This window comes from Nostoc sp. FACHB-190 (genome assembly GCF_014696905.1).
Lineage (GTDB): Bacteria > Cyanobacteriota > Cyanobacteriia > Cyanobacteriales > Nostocaceae > Nostoc_B.
In genome coordinates this window covers 412,672-431,537 of the sequence record NZ_JACJQW010000001.1, presented here as the reverse complement: position 1 = coordinate 431,537, position 18,866 = coordinate 412,672, and the positions used below count along the sequence as shown (strand labels likewise).

17 protein-coding genes and 1 pseudogene are annotated in these 18,866 nt (G+C 40.5%); 5 read left to right on the top strand and 13 right to left on the bottom strand.

Annotated features, from left to right (window positions below; all coding sequences use genetic code 11):
* The first annotated feature begins 138 nt into the window (after positions 1 to 138).
* Positions 139 to 1,851 carry a putative bifunctional diguanylate cyclase/phosphodiesterase gene (locus H6G28_RS02015; protein ID WP_190588078.1) on the top strand — a complete coding sequence of 571 codons (1,713 nt, stop codon included), beginning with the start codon at positions 139 to 141 and terminating at the stop codon, positions 1,849 to 1,851.
* A gap of 138 nt (positions 1,852 to 1,989) precedes the next feature.
* Positions 1,990 to 3,528 carry a hypothetical protein gene (locus H6G28_RS02010; protein ID WP_190668592.1) on the top strand — a complete coding sequence of 513 codons (1,539 nt, stop codon included), beginning with the start codon at positions 1,990 to 1,992 and terminating at the stop codon, positions 3,526 to 3,528.
* Between the two features lie 104 nt (positions 3,529 to 3,632).
* On the opposite strand, the gene H6G28_RS02005 is transcribed toward H6G28_RS02010, so the two are convergent.
* From H6G28_RS02005 to H6G28_RS01995, 3 genes are all read right to left on the bottom strand, one after another.
* Positions 3,633 to 4,103, bottom strand: coding sequence for a CRR6 family NdhI maturation factor (locus H6G28_RS02005; protein ID WP_190588080.1), 471 nt, complete (start codon positions 4,101 to 4,103; stop codon positions 3,633 to 3,635).
* A 52-nt stretch (positions 4,104 to 4,155) separates the two neighbouring features.
* Complete coding sequence (gene rdgB / locus H6G28_RS02000; protein ID WP_190668589.1) at positions 4,156 to 4,740, bottom strand: RdgB/HAM1 family non-canonical purine NTP pyrophosphatase; 585 nt, start codon at positions 4,738 to 4,740, stop codon at positions 4,156 to 4,158.
* A 76-nt stretch (positions 4,741 to 4,816) separates the two neighbouring features.
* Positions 4,817 to 6,253, bottom strand: coding sequence for a phosphoglucomutase/phosphomannomutase family protein (locus H6G28_RS01995; RefSeq protein ID WP_190588082.1), 1,437 nt, complete (start codon positions 6,251 to 6,253; stop codon positions 4,817 to 4,819).
* Between the two features lie 179 nt (positions 6,254 to 6,432).
* On the opposite strand from H6G28_RS01995, the gene H6G28_RS01990 reads away from it, so the two are divergent.
* Entirely contained in the window at positions 6,433 to 7,536 is a 1,104-nt protein-coding gene (locus H6G28_RS01990) for a nucleotidyltransferase domain-containing protein (RefSeq protein WP_190668586.1), read from the top strand.
* 141 nt (positions 7,537 to 7,677) lie between these two features.
* Here H6G28_RS01990 and H6G28_RS37245 read toward each other — a convergent pair whose 3' ends face one another.
* The 7 genes from H6G28_RS37245 to H6G28_RS01960 all read right to left on the bottom strand — a co-directional run bounded on the left by H6G28_RS37245 (position 7,678) and on the right by H6G28_RS01960 (position 11,807).
* Complete coding sequence (locus tag H6G28_RS37245; RefSeq protein ID WP_277883214.1) at positions 7,678 to 7,806, bottom strand: hypothetical protein; 129 nt, start codon at positions 7,804 to 7,806, stop codon at positions 7,678 to 7,680.
* Positions 7,807 to 7,811: 5 nt separating this feature from the next.
* Complete coding sequence (locus H6G28_RS01985; RefSeq protein WP_190668583.1) at positions 7,812 to 9,185, bottom strand: AtzE family amidohydrolase; 1,374 nt, start codon at positions 9,183 to 9,185, stop codon at positions 7,812 to 7,814.
* A gap of 3 nt (positions 9,186 to 9,188) precedes the next feature.
* The gene (locus H6G28_RS01980; RefSeq protein WP_190588085.1) at positions 9,189 to 9,812 is read right to left on the bottom strand and encodes a DUF4328 domain-containing protein; all 624 of its coding nucleotides are present in this window, start codon (positions 9,810 to 9,812) and stop codon (positions 9,189 to 9,191) included.
* A 99-nt stretch (positions 9,813 to 9,911) separates the two neighbouring features.
* Entirely contained in the window at positions 9,912 to 10,100 is a 189-nt protein-coding gene (locus H6G28_RS01975; protein ID WP_190588086.1) for a DUF4089 domain-containing protein, read from the bottom strand.
* A gap of 60 nt (positions 10,101 to 10,160) precedes the next feature.
* Positions 10,161 to 11,303 (bottom strand): RNA-guided endonuclease InsQ/TnpB family protein, encoded by a 1,143-nt coding sequence (locus H6G28_RS01970; protein ID WP_190588087.1) that lies wholly within the window; start codon positions 11,301 to 11,303, stop codon positions 10,161 to 10,163.
* Positions 11,300 to 11,584 (bottom strand): hypothetical protein, encoded by a 285-nt coding sequence (locus tag H6G28_RS01965; protein ID WP_190588088.1) that lies wholly within the window; start codon positions 11,582 to 11,584, stop codon positions 11,300 to 11,302. The genes H6G28_RS01970 and H6G28_RS01965 overlap by 4 nt, the downstream gene beginning before the upstream one ends.
* A gap of 1 nt (position 11,585) precedes the next feature.
* Complete coding sequence (locus tag H6G28_RS01960; RefSeq protein ID WP_190668581.1) at positions 11,586 to 11,807, bottom strand: hypothetical protein; 222 nt, start codon at positions 11,805 to 11,807, stop codon at positions 11,586 to 11,588.
* Positions 11,808 to 11,833: 26 nt separating this feature from the next.
* On the opposite strand from H6G28_RS01960, the gene H6G28_RS01955 reads away from it, so the two are divergent.
* Positions 11,834 to 12,088: a hypothetical protein gene (locus H6G28_RS01955; protein WP_190668896.1), complete on the top strand. Its 255-nt coding sequence runs from the start codon at positions 11,834 to 11,836 to the stop codon at positions 12,086 to 12,088.
* A 130-nt stretch (positions 12,089 to 12,218) separates the two neighbouring features.
* Here the strand turns inward: H6G28_RS01955 and H6G28_RS01950 are convergent.
* Together H6G28_RS01950 and H6G28_RS01945 are read right to left on the bottom strand one after the other, a co-directional pair.
* Positions 12,219 to 12,500, bottom strand: a pseudogene (locus tag H6G28_RS01950) (metallophosphoesterase); the annotation flags it as partial.
* A gap of 203 nt (positions 12,501 to 12,703) precedes the next feature.
* A complete protein-coding gene (locus tag H6G28_RS01945) occupies positions 12,704 to 13,693 on the bottom strand; it encodes a YegS/Rv2252/BmrU family lipid kinase (protein ID WP_190668578.1) in 990 nt (329 codons plus the stop codon).
* A 375-nt stretch (positions 13,694 to 14,068) separates the two neighbouring features.
* On the opposite strand from H6G28_RS01945, the gene H6G28_RS01940 reads away from it, so the two are divergent.
* Positions 14,069 to 14,731 (top strand): phytochelatin synthase family protein, encoded by a 663-nt coding sequence (locus H6G28_RS01940; protein ID WP_190588091.1) that lies wholly within the window; start codon positions 14,069 to 14,071, stop codon positions 14,729 to 14,731.
* Positions 14,732 to 15,105: 374 nt separating this feature from the next.
* On the opposite strand, the gene H6G28_RS01935 is transcribed toward H6G28_RS01940, so the two are convergent.
* On the bottom strand, positions 15,106 to 18,633 hold the full coding sequence (locus tag H6G28_RS01935) for a WD40 domain-containing protein (RefSeq protein WP_190668574.1): 3,528 nt from the start codon (positions 18,631 to 18,633) through the stop codon (positions 15,106 to 15,108).
* Between the last annotated feature and the right edge of the window lie 233 nt (positions 18,634 to 18,866).

Below are 18,866 nucleotides of genomic sequence, written 5' to 3'. Positions count from 1 at the left end.
AGAGAGCATTTTATAAACTGAATAGATGAATTTGAATCACTGCATTTTTCTGGAAATTAAGGTAATAAATCCCTACAATTTTTCTGCCAGAAAATCTTAGTAATTAATTTGCCAACTATCTACCCTCAAATAGCATCTATGAAACTGAATCACCAACTTTACCTATACTCATCTCTAGCTAAATTTCGCTGGGTGAAAAATAGCTATACAGCAAAAATTATGCTGGTAGCTTTTTTAGGGACTCATGTACCATTGCTGACTTTACTATTCTGGTTTGTGACATCTAACTCCTATTCTTGGGAGATAGCAGTAAAAGTATTGTTAATTGCTTTATTCTCTACACTTGCAGGTACAGCCGCAACACTATATGCACTTCGATATCTTCTGGCTCCGGTTATTTTAACTTCGGCGGCACTACAAGATTATTTTCATACTAAAAAATTACCGGAACTGCCTACAGAATATGTAGATGAGGCAGGTACATTAATGGCAGATACTACCCAAACTCTGCACAAGTTAGATGAGTTAATTCATCAAATTACTAATTATGATAATTTAACTGGATTACCCAATCGGGATTTATTCTGCGATCGCCTGTATCAAAACATATCACAATCGCACAATCAGCAGCAGCTTGCAGCATTGCTGGTGCTGGGTATTGACGATTTCGCAGGTATGAGTTACGGGTTGGAGCATGAAAAATCCAACTTGCTGTTAAGAGCAGTTGCCCAACGTTTAACTAATTGTATAAGTCAAACGGATATCCTATCCCATTTGAGCCAAGATGAATTTGCGATCGCCCACACTGATATACTCTCCTTTGAGAATGTCATTAAACTCTCGCAGTTACTTTTAAATACAGTCTCCAAACCTTTCTTAATCGAAGGGCAGCAAATTCACATTACCGCCAGCGTTGGCATCACAATCAATAGTGTAGGCGATCGTAATTCTGTAGATCAATTATTACAACAGGCTCACATCGCCCTTTACCAAGCAAAACAGCAAGGGCGCAGTCAATATCGCTTCTATTCCCCAGAAATTAACGCTCAGTTGCAAGAGCGATTAACACTAGAAAATGAATTACGGGGAGCATTAGAACGTAGAGAAATGGTAGTTTACTATCAACCCCTAATTGATTTGCATACTAGACAAGTAACCGCACTAGAAGCACTTGTACGTTGGCAACATCCCATACATGGTTTGATTTCTCCCGCCAAATTTATCCCCATTGCCGAAAACAACGGTTTAATTATCTCAATTGGAGAATGGGTATTACGTACCGCCTGCGCTCAAAATCGGGCTTGGCAATTAGCTGGAATGGAACCTATTCGGATGTCAGTCAACCTTTCAGCCAGACAGTTTGAAGAACCAAACTTAGTAGAGGTTGTCAAACAAATCCTGCAAGAAACAGAGTTACCACCATCCTACTTAGAATTAGAAGTCACCGAAAGCTCTTTAATGGGTGACATTCAACGTTCTGTAAAAACCCTCAAACAATTACGAGAACTGGGCGTATGGTTAGCCTTAGATGACTTCGGTACTGGTTATTCTTCTTTAAACTACTTGAACCGTTTCCCTGTAAATATGATCAAAATTGATCGTTCATTTGTACAAGATGTCATATCTAACCCGGAGAGTGCAGCTATCACCGATGCCATTATTGCCTTAGCCAAAAGTCTCCAGTTAAACATCACCGCAGAAGGAGTAGAAACCCAAGAACAGCTAGAGTATTTACAAAAATGTGGCTGTCAAGAAGGTCAAGGATATTACTTTGGTATCCCTGCACCTGCTGAGAAAATTACTCAACTGTTTCAGCAAAATTTACACCCGCTAGAAGAAATAGCTGCATAAAACTCATAAGTAGTATTGTAATAGTAGCCAGTTATTGTAGAGACGTTGTATACAACGTCTCTACAATATTTATAGAGTGCAGTGTCTTATAGAACCTGTATAAACATCTACATAAATTGAAAAAATAATTTCCAAGCAATGTTAGCTAAAACAGCCATTAATCGGATTTCAACTCTATTTTCTCTCTATCCTTGGTTGAGCGTAGTTATTTTTTCAATACTGGGTCTTATAGGTATTCTCAATCATGCAATGTGGCGTGATGAACTCAACCCTTGGTTGATTGTGAGAGATAGTGAATCTTTCACAGATTTAATTGCCAATATTAAATATGAAGGGCATCCAGTCTTGTGGTATTTTTCTCTAGCATTTTTGAGAAGAATTGCCGACAATCCCTTAATTATGCAATTATTTCACTTATCTATTACAATTACTGCGGTTCTTATATTTTACTTATATAGTCCCTTTAAAAATAAACATAAATTACTATTTATTTTTGGTTATTTTCCTTTTTATGAATATTTTCTAATTTCCCGTAACTATGCTTTTAGTCTCCTATTTATTTTTGCTTTTTGTGCTGTCTTTCCATCTCGAAAAAAAACTTATTTGTATTTATCTAGTTTAATAGGCTTATTAGCAAATAGTAGTGCTTATGGATTACTCGTTTCATTGGCTTTATCATTAACACTGCTATTTGAATTTTGTTTTGATAGTGAGCAGAGGAGAAAATATTTTGAAACCAGTAAAAAATATGATTTGATTTTAAGTTTTTTAATAGTTATATTTTCTTTAATATTATCAGTTTATATTATTACTCCGCCTGCCAATAGTTATTTACATGGCGGATTAAACAACGGATGGTCAACACATTTAGATATATTCAATTTGTTAAAGAGTATCAACAGATTGTTGGCTAGTTATTTGTTAATTATCCCCAAAAAAAGATTGCTAGATTTAAGTATCTGTGCTTTTATCAGTATTTTGATATTCACTTTATATTTAATAAAATTTTCTAAAAAACCAGTTGTGCTGTTTATGTATGCAGTAGGTAATTGCATCCTACTGGCATTTACTTATTTACGCTTTGCCGGACATCATCGTCACTTTGGACATTTTTATTTAGTTTTTATCGCAGCCTTATGGCTAGAGAGTTATTTTCAAAATTCTCTGGTGTTGGAAAATAAATTGTCTCCCACACCAAGATTATTTAATTTAGCGCAAAAATGGCATTACATTGTTTTTACATTAATTCTGTCTGCTCAATTATTTGGAGGTGTTTACGGCTTTGCTAGAGACTTAGTTATCCCATTTTCTGCCAGCAGAGAAACTGCTCATTACATCCAACAAAATAAGTTAAATGATGAATTTATTGTAGCCAGTCGAGATGCAAATATGGCTGCATTATCAGGTTATCTAAATAGGCAATTATACTATCCTGAACGGCAAATGATGGGAAGTTTCACTTTATTTAAACAAGGTCGTCAAGATGTTGACCAGCCGGAGATATTGAGACAAATTCATGCTTTATTTCAGAGTCAAGCCGTTGAGAGCAGAATTTTATTGATTTTAAATAAAGAACTTAATATCAATCAAGATGATTTAAATATTGTCCCTATCAAGAGTTTTAAAAGAGCTTGGATAGATAGTGAACGATTTTATCTTTATCGGGTAGATAAGTAGGTAGACACAATTATTTAGAAGACGCATTTCGACTACGCTCAATGCTCATAAATTTAATTTTAATGTTTACAAGCGAACATCAAATTTCGCCTGTAAACTATGATTTAAAACATCTCAAAAAATCCGTCATCTAATTCATAACCCAGCATCTGCGCCATCGATTTTAGCCGGGATGAACTGGGAATTGCTTGTTGTTTTAACCAGTCATTTAAAACAAAGATTTTGTGCATTAAAAATATTTCTAATGCTTCAGGATTATATTGAATGCCTTCTTTATTACTGAATTGATGTGGTACAAGCATAGCTGCATAACGAGCTAATTCTCCTGATTTCCAATCTAATAAAAAAGGTATCCAAGGATATTTTGCATCTAAACGAATAAACCACAGGCGTAACTCTGGAACCTCGGAAAGTTCGCGGGGGTCGCCGGGATCTAGAGGGTAGTCGATGTTAAAGCTTAATTGCTGTTCATAAGCAGCAATTCCCTCTTGCAGCAGTGGTTCAATTACCGTTAAAGCGGGGGATAAATCTAAGGTATTAATTGAGTCTGTATGGAGTGCGATCGCTATAGCCATAGTAATTTGTAAATGGTAATTGCTAAGTCGATAAAAATAGAAAGTCGAAACTTTACTCAGCACTCAGTATTGTACTCAGTTGTGGGATTAACACCGCAAACGCTTGACCACGATGACTAACTGATTTTTTCTCCTCTGGTGACATTTGGGCAAAGGTTAACTGTTTTTCGGGAACATAAAATACAGGATCATAGCCAAAACCACCCTCCCCACGGGGTGCATGAAGTATTTCACCACGACAAATACCTTCGCATTGTACAGCTATCTCACCATCTGGACGGGCGATCGCTACTACACAGACAAATTGTGCTTGTCTGTTACTTTCATCACCTAATTCTGTTAATAACCGCGAGATTCTCTCTGCGTCGGTTTTGCCATAACGCGCCGAATATACTCCCGGTACACCATTCAAAGCATCTACCTGCAAACCAGAATCATCAGCGATCGCCCATTGTCCTGTAGCTTTGGCCACTTCGGAGGCTTTTAAACAAGCGTTAGCCGCAAATGTATCACCTGTTTCTTCAACTTCTAATTCTTCTGGCTTCAGCGTTAATTCCCAACCAGAATCTATCAGGTAAGCTTGCATTTCCTTTAACTTACCTGGATTGCTTGTAGCAACTACGAGTAATTTGGTCATATTTTCAGCGAACAGTTAACAGTTAACAGTTAACAATTAAACGTGATAACTGACAACTGATAACTGTTCACTGATATTATTCTGCCCACTGTCTCGCCCAATCAAGGGTTTTATGTACTTCCTCGATGGTTGAGGCTTCGCAGTAGAGGCGCAAAACTGGTTCGGTTCCGCTAAAGCGAATCATTAACCAACTGTGGTCAGCGAGGCGAAATTTGTAACCGTCGATTGTTTGACAATCAATGACTGCTTTTCCAGCAATTTCTGTTAAGGGTTGGGTTTGGAGTTGTTGCAAAAGACGCGATCGCACTTCCATACTAGCTAAGGGCAAATCGATGCGATCGTAAGCCGAATTAAACCCTGTTTGTTGTTGCAAGTCAGAATAATATTCACTCAAATCGCGCCCAGATTCGACAATTGCTTCTAGGACATACAATGCTGAAAGTAGCGCGTCTCGTTCGGGAATGTGGCTACCATAACCAATCCCACCAGATTCTTCCCCACCTAAGAGTACTTGTGAAACTAACATTCTGTCGGCGATGTATTTGTAACCGACTGGTGTTTCAAACAATGACAGATTGTGCAGTGCTGCGACACGGGGAATCAAGTCAGAACCACTGACAGTTTTGATAATTTCCCCGGTGAAACCACGTCGCCGCGTTAAGTGGTCAATTAATATCGGGATTAAAATTTGCGAACTTAAGAAATTAGCTTCTTGGTCTACCGCCGCAATGCGATCGCAATCTCCATCAAATACTAAACCAACTGTTAAACCAGATTGATTTGTTTCGTGGTGAGTTTTGATGACTTCAAATAACTGAGAAAGATATTTCGGTAATGGTTCCGGCGCACCACCACCAAATAACGGGTCACGGTTGCTATTGAGTTCTTTGACCTGATCACCCAATAATCTTGCCAGTCCGCCAGCAGCTGCACCGTGCATCACATCTGCAAACACCGTCAGTTTACCAGAGGCGATCGCTTCTCGAATTTTGGCAATCTCAACTTTACCTTCTAGCCCTGTGGTGTAACTAGGCCAGGGGTCAAACTTCCCTAATTTTCCCGGAGTAGTCGCCTTGGGGACTCCCTGAGTTAACAATGCTTCTATATCTTTTGTAACTTCTGGTGAGACCGAACCACCAAAATATCCTTTGACTTTTAACCCTAAATATGCACCAGGATTATGACTAGCTGTAATCACTAACGCTCCCAAAGCATTGAGTTCTTTAGCAGCCCAGCTAAAAGCCGGTGTTGGGGCAAATGATTCACTCAGCAAAACATCAAATCCGACGGCGGTAACAGCATCAGCAACAGCACGGGCGAAGTCTTCCGCCATAAAACGGCGATCGTAACCGACGATAATAGTTCGGCTACCGACTGTCGAGTAATAAGTATCATATAAGACTTTCGCGGCTACTGGCGCTACCAAGGCAAGGCGTTCAAAGGTGAACTCTTCACCAATCACACCCCGCCAGCCATCTGTACCAAATTTGATTGCGTTAGCTACAACTGGCATTGGGATATCCTAACTGTCCATCTGAGGATTTTAGCACTTGTTCAGTAAATCGGGTAAAAAAAGTAGCTTTCTAAAGCTGTGTAGGGAATTTGGGGTTTCGGTTCTTAAAGCAAATAACAATTAACGCTGTAACCTGTCGCCTACTAGATGAGTTACGATCGCTATTTTAATCATCTGGTATGAAAAGAATAGAAGTCGAACAAAGAACCATTTTGATTGGTTTAGCTGGTAGTCACGGTTATGGGTTAAATCGTCCTGACTCAGATTTGGATTTTCGGGGCGTGTTTATTGCGCCTAAAAGATATTATTTGGGATTTGACAGTATCGAACAAAAAGATACTGGTTGGGATGAACCAGGGATATTTCCGTTTATTGATGGCAATAAAGATACAGTTATTTATGAATTAAGAAAAATCCTACAATTATTAGCAGGGGCAAATCCCAATGTTTTGGAATTGCTGTGGTTACATAAATATCCGGTGTTAACTGAAGTTGGTCAATATTTAATTAAACATAGAAATTTATTTTTAACGAAGAAAGTTAGGCATACTTATACAGGTTATGCTTTTGCTCAAATCAAAAAGATGGAAACCCATCGCAAATGGTTATTAAATCCACCACAAAAGCAACCGTTACCTGCTGATTATGGGATAGAAAATGAAGAGCCACTCAGTAAAGATGAGCTAAACGCTTTTTTGGAGTATCTTTACTTATTAATTAGAGGGCGAATTGAATTTTTAGAAGAAGCCGAGCAATTATATAAATTATTAACAGCAGATATTGATTTTAAAGGTGTACTCAAACAATATGCTTTACCTAATGAAGCTTTAGAATATACCGAACATTTAACTTATGGTCGGAAAGACTTTATTAGACTGCTGCAAAAAAGCCAAAGCTATCAAATTGCTGTGCGAGAATGGAAAGCATATTTATCTTGGCAAAAAAATCGCAATCCAGCGAGAGCCGAAATGGAAAGACAGTCTGGATTTGACTTGAAACATGGAATGCACTGCATTAGATTACTTCGCAGTGGCTTAGAAATATTGCAGCGAGGAGAAGTAATTGTTGATAGAAGAATGGCTGAAGATATTGATGATTTAAAAGCTATTCTCAAAGGTGAATATAGTTATGAACAGGTGATGCAAATGGCAGAAGATTTAGTAGCACAAATGGAAGATGTGTATGAAAAATCAACTTTACCTGCGAAACCTGATTTGGAACAAATTAATGAACTATGTATAGAATTGGTGGAAATGCAAGGATGGAATCATACCAATTCTTAATTCATAATGACAGTAGATTCGATGTTTATAAGGCAATACAGTTCAGTGAAGGCAACAACTTAGACTGGTGGAGGAACGGAACCCAACATTCACGCATACTTTGTTGGGTTACGCGATCGCTACACCCAACCTACTATTCTCTTAACTTCCCAAACTTCCCAAACTTCCCACACTCCCCACACTCCCCACACTCCCCACACTTCCCACACTCCCCACACTCCCCACACTTCCTACACCCCCCACACTCCCCACACTCCCCACACTTCCCACACTCCCTACCCATGCGTGAGAAATTCGGGTAAGGCGGCGGCGACTTGCAAGATTAATGCTTCATTGTAGGGGGCGGCGATCATCTGCACACCTAAAGGTAAAGCATTAGGATGGTGAATTGGCACTGATAAAACAGGTAAGCCAATAAAAGATAAGGGTTGGGTAAATAATCCTAAATGTGGGCGCACTAAAATTTCCTCACCATTTAAAATCATGGTTTGCTGACCGATAAATGGTGCGGAAATTGGTGTGGTGGGGGCGAGAATAATATCGACATTTTGAAAGACGGCGCGGACTTGATCTCTATACCAACGGCGAAATCGTTGGGCTTGTATGTACCAACTACTAGGAATTAACGCCCCAGCCAAAAAGCGATCGCGGGTTGCAGGGTCAAAATCTTGGGGGCGCGATCGCAATTGATCTAAATGCAGATTTGCGCCTTCACTGGCGGTAATCACAAAAGCTGCTGCACGGGCGCGTTTAGCTTCGGGTATGGTGACAGATTGAGTTACTCCCAAAGCCTCTGCAACTTTGTGAACTGCGGCTAATGCTTCTGGGGTGGCACCTTGAATAAAATAATCATCGGCTAAGGCAATTCGCAGATGAGAAATATCTTGATGGAGTTGGGGTAAACATAACTCTGGCGGACGTTGACTAGAAATCGGATCACGTTCATCTTTTCCTTGCAACACATCAAAAATCGCCGCCGTATCCCTTACCGAACGGGCAAAACTGCCAATATGGTCAAAACTACTCGAAAATAAAGCTACACCAGCCCGTGATAACCGTCCATAAGTTGGCTTAAAACCAAACACCCCACATAAAGCCGCAGGTACACGAATAGAACCATTAGTATCAGAACCGAGGGTGAAGGGAACTAAGCCAGCCGCCGCCGCCGCCGCCGAACCACCAGAAGAACCACCTGCAATGCGTTGTAAATCATGAGGGTTATGAGTAGCGCCATAATGAAAGTTTTCCGTAACAAATCCATAGGCGTACTCATCCATATTTAAAGCACCAACCAGCACAGCACCAGCTTGTTTCAACTTGGCGACTGCGGTTGCATCTTGGGTAGCTGGGGGATTTTCGGCGTTAATTTCTGCACCAGCTAGAGTTGTGATACCAGCAATATCAAACAGATTTTTCACCGCAAAAGGTACACCAGCTAGTAGACCTGGATGATTACCTTGGGCGATTTCTTGATCAATTTTGGCTGCATCTGCTAAGGCTGTTTCTGTGGTGACAGTGGTAAAACTGTTAATTTTGTGGTCTATAGTGGCAATTTTTGTGAGTGCAGCTTGAGTAACTGCAACTGCACTCACTTGACCACTGCATACAGCCGCCGCTATTGATAAGGCATCAGCAAAATCTAAATTCATCAGTTAGGCAACAGTGCGTTTAGCTTTTTGAGTCACAGCAGTTCGCATAGTTTTGATGAGTTGCAATAAAACAACGGTAAAACCTAAATCTAAGAAGCAAGATAACAATAGCCACACAGGCAGAAATTTATCTTCAGGATGTTTATAAGCGTCAAAAACAATGCGATTGACTGCCCTTGAGCCTATCATAAAACCATAAAGGGGCGCTATTAACGATCGCACTTGTTCACCAGCACTGGTTAAATCGCCACCTTCTGGTTTAAATTTGTCCGCAAAGGTGGATAAAGTGTTATTTATACCCCAAAGACTGTAGATAGGAATTAGAAATCTAGCGATCGCACCCCCTGGGCTAATCGGATATTCTTGAAAGAGATTTTTTAAATCTGTATGGATACGATGTAGCCAAATCAAAAAAATAATAATTGAAGCGATACTCGTCAGCAACGCAACTATTGATACTACTCCATCTAAACTCGCCACTACTTGATAAACTGGCTGCGCGATGACAGCTAACAACGAGAACAACGTCGAAACAATCCCAACTCCCACCACTACCCACAGCACCCGCACCAAAAATTTGCCGATAGCCGCAGATTTCAAAGAACTAGCAGCATTGAAATTTGTCATAGCCTTTTTCCAATGGCATTATCGGCTAATATCTTAGTCTTGCTAGTTATTAGCAAAACTCAGTGCATTTACGTGAGACATCAAAGAGAGGATGATTCACTATGGTTCAAATACTGGTGCAGCTTCAATTTCTGGGGGTAGAGGAAATGAATTGACTAGTTGAGCGATCGCTTGAACTCTAGCAAAATTTGCTACCACCCCCTCATAATATTCATCCTTGATTGGCAAATCTAATAATAAAGCAGCTTGCTCAACATACTTATTGACATCTAATTCTTGATTTTGCATATTTTCTATTACTGCTCCGAAATCTTTTTTACTTTTGATTTATCATATTTGCGTAACCCGTCAAACGCCCCACCCACAAGGGGATGGGGCTTGTAACTGACCGAAAGAATCGGTCGAAACATCCGGCATATTGACTGATGCCTGCTCCTCTGTCCCTTGGGTAGAGGAGAGAATATAGTCATCCCTGACATTCTTAGCAGCATTCAGATCCGCGTGTGTCCGATGCCCACAGTTTTTGCAATGGAATTTGGACTTGTGGCGGTTTGTCCTGCGAATGTGCTTACAAATATTGCACTTCTGAGATGTGTAACGAGGATCTTGGTGAACTACTCGTTTACCCAATGCTTCTGCTTTGTAAGTCAGAAATTGTTCTTGTTGGTAAAAAGTCCAACTGCCCAACCATTTATTCATTTTCTTGCCCCGTCGCTGTGTGCGAATACTGGACAAGTCCTCTAGTACAAAAACCGCTATTCCTGGTTGATTGGCTAACTTTTTACTCACACAATGATTCGTATCCCGCATGAACCGCTTCTCACGTCCAGACATCGCTTTTAAACGACGTTTGGCACTACGAGTGCCTTTTTGCTGGAGTTGACGACGATTGTATAAGTAACGTCTTTGTACTTTTCTAATCTTAGAAGAACTGAAGAATTGACCATCGCTGGTAACAGCTTGGTGATACAAACCTCGGTCAATTCCTTGAATTTGTCCTTCTATATGTTGCGGATCTTCTATCTCAAAAACCAATCTCACCCAGAATTGCTTAGTGTTCTTGGTGTAAGTGACAGTTGCTCCACAAAAATCCCAAGTTTCAAACACTTCTTGAAAATATTTAGGAACATCAAGAATTAAAGCGACTCGCTTGCCAATACAACTAAGAGTTAATTGCTTCCCTCTTAGTGTCATTGTGCGCTTATCGTACCTTAGCCCTGATGTTGGTTTTTTCTTGGGAATGCTTTTAAATTTTGTGGCTTTGATTGCCTCAAGTGCGCTGTCTCGAACTGTTTGTAACAACGCAGAAGGCACACTTGGAAACTGAACCCTTAACAGGTGATACAGTTCCTTGTGTGCCTTATTTTTGTTATAGGTACTGTTAGCAAGAGCATAGTCAATATGTGCATTAAATATTTCTGCACACTGATTCATTAAAGGTAAAAACCTTTCTGACGGTAAATCAACTGGGATGCTAACAGTGCGTTTCATGCAGATTCTACTGGCTTGTAGTAAGCGATAATTACAGCTTCGTAAAGAGAGTTTTCTTGTTGATAAATTTCGGTATCAACCAACTCCCAATCAGCAATTTCTGAATTTAATGAACGAGTTTTTTGATGATGCTCCTTAAGGAATTTCAAACTATGCTCTGGCGAGTTCATCATCGGCATAGTTGGCAAAATATTTTCATCAGAAAATCCTGGTAAAGCTTGCAAAATACAAAGAGTTCTAGGTTTGTTTTCCGCGTAAAAATCTTTTAGAAACTGGTTCATTTTAGTCCACCTTGTTTGTACAATACCAACGACCTTTCTTTTGAAAGACTTTGAACTTTTGTCCATAGAGATGCCAAGCACATTCTCTTTGTGCCGCTTGCCAACTTTTCGCATTCAACGCAATTACTATTTCTTCTGGTTGCTCCTCTGGATCTCCTAAATAGTCTGAGTTAAAGTCGTTTTTGGGGTTCTGGGATGTGGAGTGATGGCACGTTTTACTCATCTGTTGATGGAGTCTCGGAAGAAGCAGTGAAGCGGTACATCGAAACTCAAAAACAGCGAGGTGATGCGTCTACCCAGAAGCATAATTTGTTTATTACATTGCGTTATGAATATGATAACATAAATATGTTCGCGTTGTGTACACAAATGCCAAAAAAAGATTTACACGTTAGATTAAGCGACCGCAGGTTAAACAAAGTCAGGCAGTATGCTGCAAATAAAGATAAAACGGTAACTCAGGTTATTGAAGAATTAATTGATACATTACCTGACCCGAAATAAAATATTTTGCTCGTTTCCTCCATGTTCTCCTTCCTCGCTGTCGCATTGGTCGGAGAACTGTCGTCAACTCACTCGCAATTCATCTCAACACCTCCCTCCGGGTAGGTGTGAGGCTTCTTGCTGTTCTAGCTAAATAAATCACATCCCCCGTATGCAGCATAAAGCGACAGTCATCAAGATGAGGTAATGTGAGTTCCGCTACTCGCCTTTGGGGGTTTTGTCCACCATGTCTCCCTGAACCGCTATCTCCGACTACCAAAAACGAAAATTCAGGATTATCGGCTTGACCATCTTCTAGCATTAACTGAGTTTGGTCAATACCGCGCCGTTGAATTAACGCATCTTGCCAGCGAACACGCTGGTTCATCTTCTGAATTTTTTTGGCGATCGCTGGATCAGAAACAAGCTTCAAAACATTTTACTCCTACAAGACTGACGCACAAAGGATATTCGTTGAGATTGGGTGTAAGGGTGTCGAATTTGGGGAGTGTGGGGAGTGGGGAGTGTAGAGAGTGGGGAGTGTGGGGGGAAAGATTTCTTCACCATCCTCCCACACCTCCCACACCTCCCACCCTTCCCACACCCCTGGATTTCTCACAAGAGAGAAATCCAGGTTTAACTTCCCGTTTCTTCTTCGCTGGGTGGGGGATTTTTCAACTCAATGACTAAATTTGGCAGTCCCTCAAGTTTTTCCGCAGGTTCAACTGCTTCTACTGTGGGGACAAACACCCGCAAACCTGCTGGAACACATTTGACTTCTATGGGTGTTGTACCAACTATCTCCCCATCTATGACAACTTTTTGTGGTGGTTCTGTGGTGATTTTAAATTGTTTGGCGCGGAGATAGCCAATATCATCTCGTTCGACTGCATTCCCCGAAGAAGCACTTTGAAATAAATGATATGTGGCTGCGATCGCCCCGGCTTTATTGACGGGAGCTACAATTGTGACATCGAGTAATCCATCATCATAAATAATTCCACCAGGCCCTTGTGCCAAAACTGATGTCGGCGGCGCAGCATTAGCTACTGTTACGGCTGCGGCTGTGGTTTTAATGATTTTTTCGTCGGTTTCAATTTCAACATCAAAACTCTGCAATTCCCGTAACTGCTGGAGTCCCGCCAAGATGTAAGCAATAATTCCAAAGCGGTTTTTTGCTTCTCTATTAGCTTTTTCTACCGTTTCCGCCTCAAAGCCCACACCAGCGAGTAAGATTAATGGGCGATCGTTGCAATAAGCTACATCTACATTGCGAGTTGCCCCTTGTAAAATTGTTTGACAAGCTGCATCAATGGTGTCGGGAATACCTAAAGCATTGGCAAAGGCGTTGGCGGTTCCCCGTGAAATAATGCCAAAGGGAATATTCGTATTAATGACTGCGGCTGCTGCTGCTGAAAGTGTACCATCACCACCAGAGGCGATAATTTCATCCACTCCGCGCTGAACTGCGTTATAAGCCAATTGATCAGCGTTGACTTCTTCAGTTGTGAAATGAATATCTAAATCAATAGTTGGTTCTAATAATGCGCGAATCTCAATCAGTTCTTGTTCTGGGTTGCCTTGACCCGCTACTGGATTGAAAATGAGGCAGGCGGAACGATTCATAAAAGTTAAATTTTAAGCAGCGATCGCTAACATACCAAAATATTCCTATCATTCCCAGATAATCTTGACTTCTCTCTGACGACAGGTTGACGAGATACCCGACTTCTTCAAGAAGTCGGGTATCTGACCACTTAATAATGCCATTATTCAGTATTTTGCTGAACTAGCTGATACATTAGTCACACTTAATTTTTCTTAAATGTCTTAACTGTCTCAATTTAATTTCTTAAATGTCTTAAATTTCCTTGAATGTTTTCGCAAATACATAGAGAATATATCAACGTAAAAACTAAAATTATCAAGCATAAAAACCCTAAATTAAATATAAATTAAAAATAAAATTTTCCATAAATATATTTATAAGGAGTCCGAAAAATGGATATCGATAATATAGGTCAGATTTCTAAAAGAGACTTAGAGATAATTCAACTGCATCAATTTCAACAACCTATTTATTGTTGTAATGTAACTGCGATCGCATACGCTTTGACGGCATTAGGATATTTAACAACTGTCGATGAAATTTTCTACGCCACCCAACTGCCTATCGCCTCAGTTTTAGATGATGGCATGACTTTAGCCGAAACTTACGACACCTGCAAAATCTATATAGAAAGAAAAGGATTACCTTTATCAATTCAGATGGATCATTTTGATAAGCCGAGTTTGACACTCGAAGCATTCATCCGCGAAGTTGAAACTGCTGTTTGTAATGAAAATGATGTCCATATTCTCAACTTTAATACTCGGATTGCTCATGAAAATCCCAGTTTAGAAGGTGGTCACTTCTCTTTACTAGCAGATTATGACCCCCAAACTCAAGAAGTCACCATTGCAGATACCAATCCCAAGCGATATACAAGATTTTGGAAATGTCCAATTCAACGGATGTACACTGCTTGCGTAGATAAAGATTCCTCGTCAAATCGCTCTCGTGGAATGATTGTACTCCGCAGATTAGAACCAGCTAAAACAGGTAACGGCGCACTTCATCCAGCAGAACTAGCTTTAAATGCTCTCCACGCAGAAAATAGCTAATACCAATTCGCAATTCGCAAGCGGTTCTCGGTTGGATGAGGTACATTTCAACCCCACCCCCAACCCCTCCCCCGAAGTTTGCTCAACGGGGGGAACCCCCGCACGCAACTTCTCTCCGCAAGCGGGGAGGGGAGCGTTTGCGTCAGCAAATGCGGGGTGGGGTTCCAACTGTATTACAAGCAAGTAAGAACCGCTATATCTCCAGTAAGACTTTCCTGATTTCCATTTGTCGCATTCTTTTTTCAAATTGGTATAAGTTTTGTTAGTCAAGTCTCCTGAAAGTATCACCGAAACAGCACTTTAACTCCTTCATTTGTCTTGTGAAGGAGTTATTTTCTATCCATAGCAGGTGACAGGTTACAGATTCCAACTCCCTAACTTTGACACAAAGAGCGATCGCTCGATTCTAATTTTGTGTTAGTTTGCAAATAATCCTGCACCAGCGAGCAACCATAACTTAAGGCATTTAATTGGAGAATGCGCGGTAAATCCCATAAAATTAGCGTATTATCATCACCACCAGAAGCTAAAAAACTGCCATCGCGGCTAATGGCGATTTTGCGAATACCTGCGGTATGTCCTCTCAAAGTTGTGATTTCTGTACCATCCAATTGCCAAAGTTTAATTGTGGCATCAATACTCCCCGACGCTAAGATTTTGCTATCGGGAGTAAAGGCAACTCCCCAAATTGCTGCTGTGTGACCTGTGAATGTTTGCAGTAACTTACCGTCAACTGTCCACAATTTCACAGTATTATCACCACTACCAGTTGCCACCATTTTACCGTCGGGACTAAAAGCAGCGTGCCAAACTGAGGCTGTATGTCCGACTAAGGTTGTGCGTAATTTGCCATCTAATGTCCATAATTTAGCAGTACCATCACCACTAACAGACACCACCATTTTACCGTCGGGACTAAAGGCGACTTGCCAAACTTCTGCTTGATGTCCTTTGAGAATCTGCGGTTGAGGCTGATTACGATGCCATATTTGGGCTATTTTATCAACATTCGACATAGCGATCGCTTGACCGTCGGGACTCAACATAGCTGATAAAAGTTTACCGAGAGGGTCTTGATAAGTGGCAATTAACTTGCCGTCTTGTTGTTGGAGTTTGATTTTATCGCTATATGTACGCAGAGCTATTAACTTACCATCACGACTAAAGGAAATATCAAAAATTGCCCCTCTAGACTCGGTAAAAGTTTGCAGCAATTTACCTTGGCGACTCCACAGTTTAGCGGTGTTTTCGTGACCAGTCGTCCCAATGAGGGTACTATCTGAAGTGATATTTAATGACCAAATTCCCGATTTATGGGCAATAACTGACTTTTGAAAAGGGTTTTCACTCTGCCAAAGTCTGACAACATTTTCTGCACCCGCCGAAGCAATAAAACTACCATCAGGACTAAAACTTACTCCCCAAACAGAAGCGATGTGACCTTTAAGGGTACGGAGTTCTGTACCATCAATACTCCAAAGTTTCATTGTTTTGTCGAGACTAGCTGAAGCAATAGTCTGGCCATCAGGACTAAATGCTACTCCCCAAACACCTGCACTATGACCTTGCAGCGTTTTATCCAAACGATAGGTATGATCTTCAGGGTTGCGTCGCCACAGTTTGACTGTTTTATCTTCACTAGCAGAAGCAATCATTTGACTGTCAGGACTGAAAGCTACAGCAATTACCCAAGTACTATGACCTTTGAGAGTTTGCAACAGTTTGGCGTTTTGCCAGTCTGCACCTTCTCGTTTCCAAATTTTGACTATCCCATCTATACTGCTGGCTGCGACAAGTTGACCATCGGGACTAAAGGCGACTCCCCAAAACCCGACTCGTTCACCAGAAAAAGTTTTGAGTAAGGTACCATCTCGCTTCCAGAGTTTCATGGTTCTGTCAAAACTAGCAGAAGCAATAATCTGACCATCGGGACTAAAGGCGACTCCCCAAATGGAAGCATTATGACCTTTGAGTGTTTTTAATAAAATGCCTGCTGTTGTCCACAGTTTGACAGTACCATCTTCACTCGCCGAGGCCAGTATCTGACCATCAGGACTAAATTTGACGCATCTCACTGTGGCTGTGTGTCCTGTGAGGGTGGCGACTGCTTGACCATCACGCCGCCAAAGTTTAACGGTTTTATCGACGCTGGCTGAGGCGATGAAAGAACTATTAGGACTGACATCGACGGCTAAAACTGCTGCTGTATGACCCCAAAAACGATTGTATTCATCCGCACCATACACCGCTTGTTCTAATACAGCGTCAACTTGTTGCCCAATGTTGGGGTTGTTGGAACTGAGTTTACCTAATTTTTGTTTGGCTTTGATGGCTGCTATCAGTGCATCCAAGCGGCGATTTGAGGCAAACATTCCCTCGGAAGCCGAGATTAAAGCTTGCAGTTCGCTATTTTTGGCTTGCATTTCACTTTGTTTAGCCTGACGGTACAAAATAAAAGTGCCTATACCCAAGCTAGTAGAGACAAATAAACCAATACAGACTGCAATTAGTAAGTATCTCTGTAATAAAGCTGTTTTCTTTTCCTGCACCAACCTTGCTTCTATTTCCTTCACCCGTGCCGCTTCTAAGGCGGTTTGTACCTCACGCCGTTCACATTCTTGACTGGCTACGAAAAATTGATAGTCCAAATCGCTCAAACTTTTGCCTTGCGCCCAATTTTGCGCGTCTTTTAGTGCTTGTCCCCGCAATAACCGCGATTCATCTTGATAACCCGATAGCACCCAAGCATTAAAAATTTGCGAGTAAGGCCGCAAATTATCTAACTGTCGCGTTACCCATTGCTGATTAAACACAGCGTGATAAATCGGGTTTTTAATTTTGAGATGGCCATCTTGTCGTTTGACTAAACCAGATAGTAATAATTCTGTTTGTTCGCGGCTATCATTCAACGCTACTGGAGAGTTAACTTGTTCTTCGGCTTGCAATACTTGTTGATAAAGACCTAACAACCGTGCGGCTTTTTGTTCATCAAACAACAGGCGATCGCGGATTGTGCGAAGATGTTCTGGTTCGTCTTTTGATTCCCAATGTTGAATAATCTGCTTTTGAACGAGTTGTTCTACCCAATACCCTTCTGTACCTTGAGGTAAGTCAATTTTGCCATTGGCAGTTTCCGAGGCAATTTGCACCACTAACTGACAGAGTTTTTGAGTTAAAAACGGTTGTCCACTCGTCCATTCCAGAATTTTTTGTAAAACCATTGACGGTTGACTAACTACACCTTCTAATCCTGGCAATAACGGTGTAGCTTCTTTGAAGGTAAAACCATCTAATTCAATGGCTTGCCCGATATTAAACGGTGTCCGGCGCTTATCGGTAATTAAGTCCGCCGGACTAGCCACCCCAAACAACGCAAAACCTAAACGTTGATATTTGCGATCGTGCGATCGTTGATTATAACAATGACGAATCCAAGCAAAAAAATCATTTACTGAAAAACTTAAACTTAATAAACTATCAATTTCATCAATAAAAATCAAAATCGATTGATTTTCTGGAGTAGATAGTAATACTTCCTCGATGAATTGATGCAGCTTTTTAACTGGTGAAAGACCACTTTGTGTTTCCCACCAAGTTTTAAAATTCAATCTATCTTGGTAATTTAAGTTATAAAAAAGACTTAGAACAATTCCTTTATACCATTGTGCTGCTGTTGTATCTTCACTGCCCAAGCGCGTTACATCCAAGTAAACACAACTGTAACCTTCTTGTGTAAGATGATAACTTGTACGATGTAATAAAGATGATTTTCCCATTTGGCGGGAATTTAACACATAACAGAAGTTACCAGCTTTTAAGCTGCTATAAAGCTGTTCATCTGCTTTCCGAATCACATAGCTTGGATCATCACTAGGGAGACTACCACCAACTTGGTATTTCATATTACAGCAAGCATCTTCACCCGAAGACCGAGATTGACTTTAATAATTAAATTAATATCTGTAATAATAATTCTTTGATTGAATATATATTACTATAATTTGGTATTTTTTTGTGCAGAATTGAGTTATATTTACAATTTTAATATTCTTTAATTCCCTTAACTGTCTTAAATGTCTTAACTGTCTAATATGCTTTTAATTGATGTTCTTAAATGTCTTAACTGTCCTGAAAT

What these genes read in the sequence shown, in the direction of transcription:
- H6G28_RS01980 (WP_190588085.1), bottom strand. Translation starts at nt 9,812, where the DNA reads ATGACAAATTTCAATGCTGCTAGTTCTTTGAAATCTGCGGCTATCGGC.
- H6G28_RS01975 (WP_190588086.1), bottom strand. Translation starts at nt 10,100, where the DNA reads ATGCAAAATCAAGAATTAGATGTCAATAAGTATGTTGAGCAAGCTGCT.
- H6G28_RS02005 (WP_190588080.1), bottom strand. Translation starts at nt 4,103, where the DNA reads ATGGCTATAGCGATCGCACTCCATACAGACTCAATTAATACCTTAGAT.
- H6G28_RS02015 (WP_190588078.1), top strand. Translation starts at nt 139, where the DNA reads ATGAAACTGAATCACCAACTTTACCTATACTCATCTCTAGCTAAATTT.
- H6G28_RS01995 (WP_190588082.1), bottom strand. Translation starts at nt 6,253, where the DNA reads ATGCCAGTTGTAGCTAACGCAATCAAATTTGGTACAGATGGCTGGCGG.
- H6G28_RS01990 (WP_190668586.1), top strand. Translation starts at nt 6,433, where the DNA reads ATGAAAAGAATAGAAGTCGAACAAAGAACCATTTTGATTGGTTTAGCT.
- H6G28_RS01940 (WP_190588091.1), top strand. Translation starts at nt 14,069, where the DNA reads ATGGATATCGATAATATAGGTCAGATTTCTAAAAGAGACTTAGAGATA.
- rdgB (WP_190668589.1), bottom strand. Translation starts at nt 4,740, where the DNA reads ATGACCAAATTACTCGTAGTTGCTACAAGCAATCCAGGTAAGTTAAAG.
- H6G28_RS01965 (WP_190588088.1), bottom strand. Translation starts at nt 11,584, where the DNA reads ATGAACCAGTTTCTAAAAGATTTTTACGCGGAAAACAAACCTAGAACT.
- H6G28_RS01970 (WP_190588087.1), bottom strand. Translation starts at nt 11,303, where the DNA reads ATGAAACGCACTGTTAGCATCCCAGTTGATTTACCGTCAGAAAGGTTT.
- H6G28_RS01945 (WP_190668578.1), bottom strand. Translation starts at nt 13,693, where the DNA reads ATGAATCGTTCCGCCTGCCTCATTTTCAATCCAGTAGCGGGTCAAGGC.
- H6G28_RS01935 (WP_190668574.1), bottom strand. Translation starts at nt 18,633, where the DNA reads ATGAAATACCAAGTTGGTGGTAGTCTCCCTAGTGATGATCCAAGCTAT.
- H6G28_RS01985 (WP_190668583.1), bottom strand. Translation starts at nt 9,185, where the DNA reads ATGAATTTAGATTTTGCTGATGCCTTATCAATAGCGGCGGCTGTATGC.
- H6G28_RS02010 (WP_190668592.1), top strand. Translation starts at nt 1,990, where the DNA reads ATGTTAGCTAAAACAGCCATTAATCGGATTTCAACTCTATTTTCTCTC.
- H6G28_RS01960 (WP_190668581.1), bottom strand. Translation starts at nt 11,807, where the DNA reads ATGAGTAAAACGTGCCATCACTCCACATCCCAGAACCCCAAAAACGAC.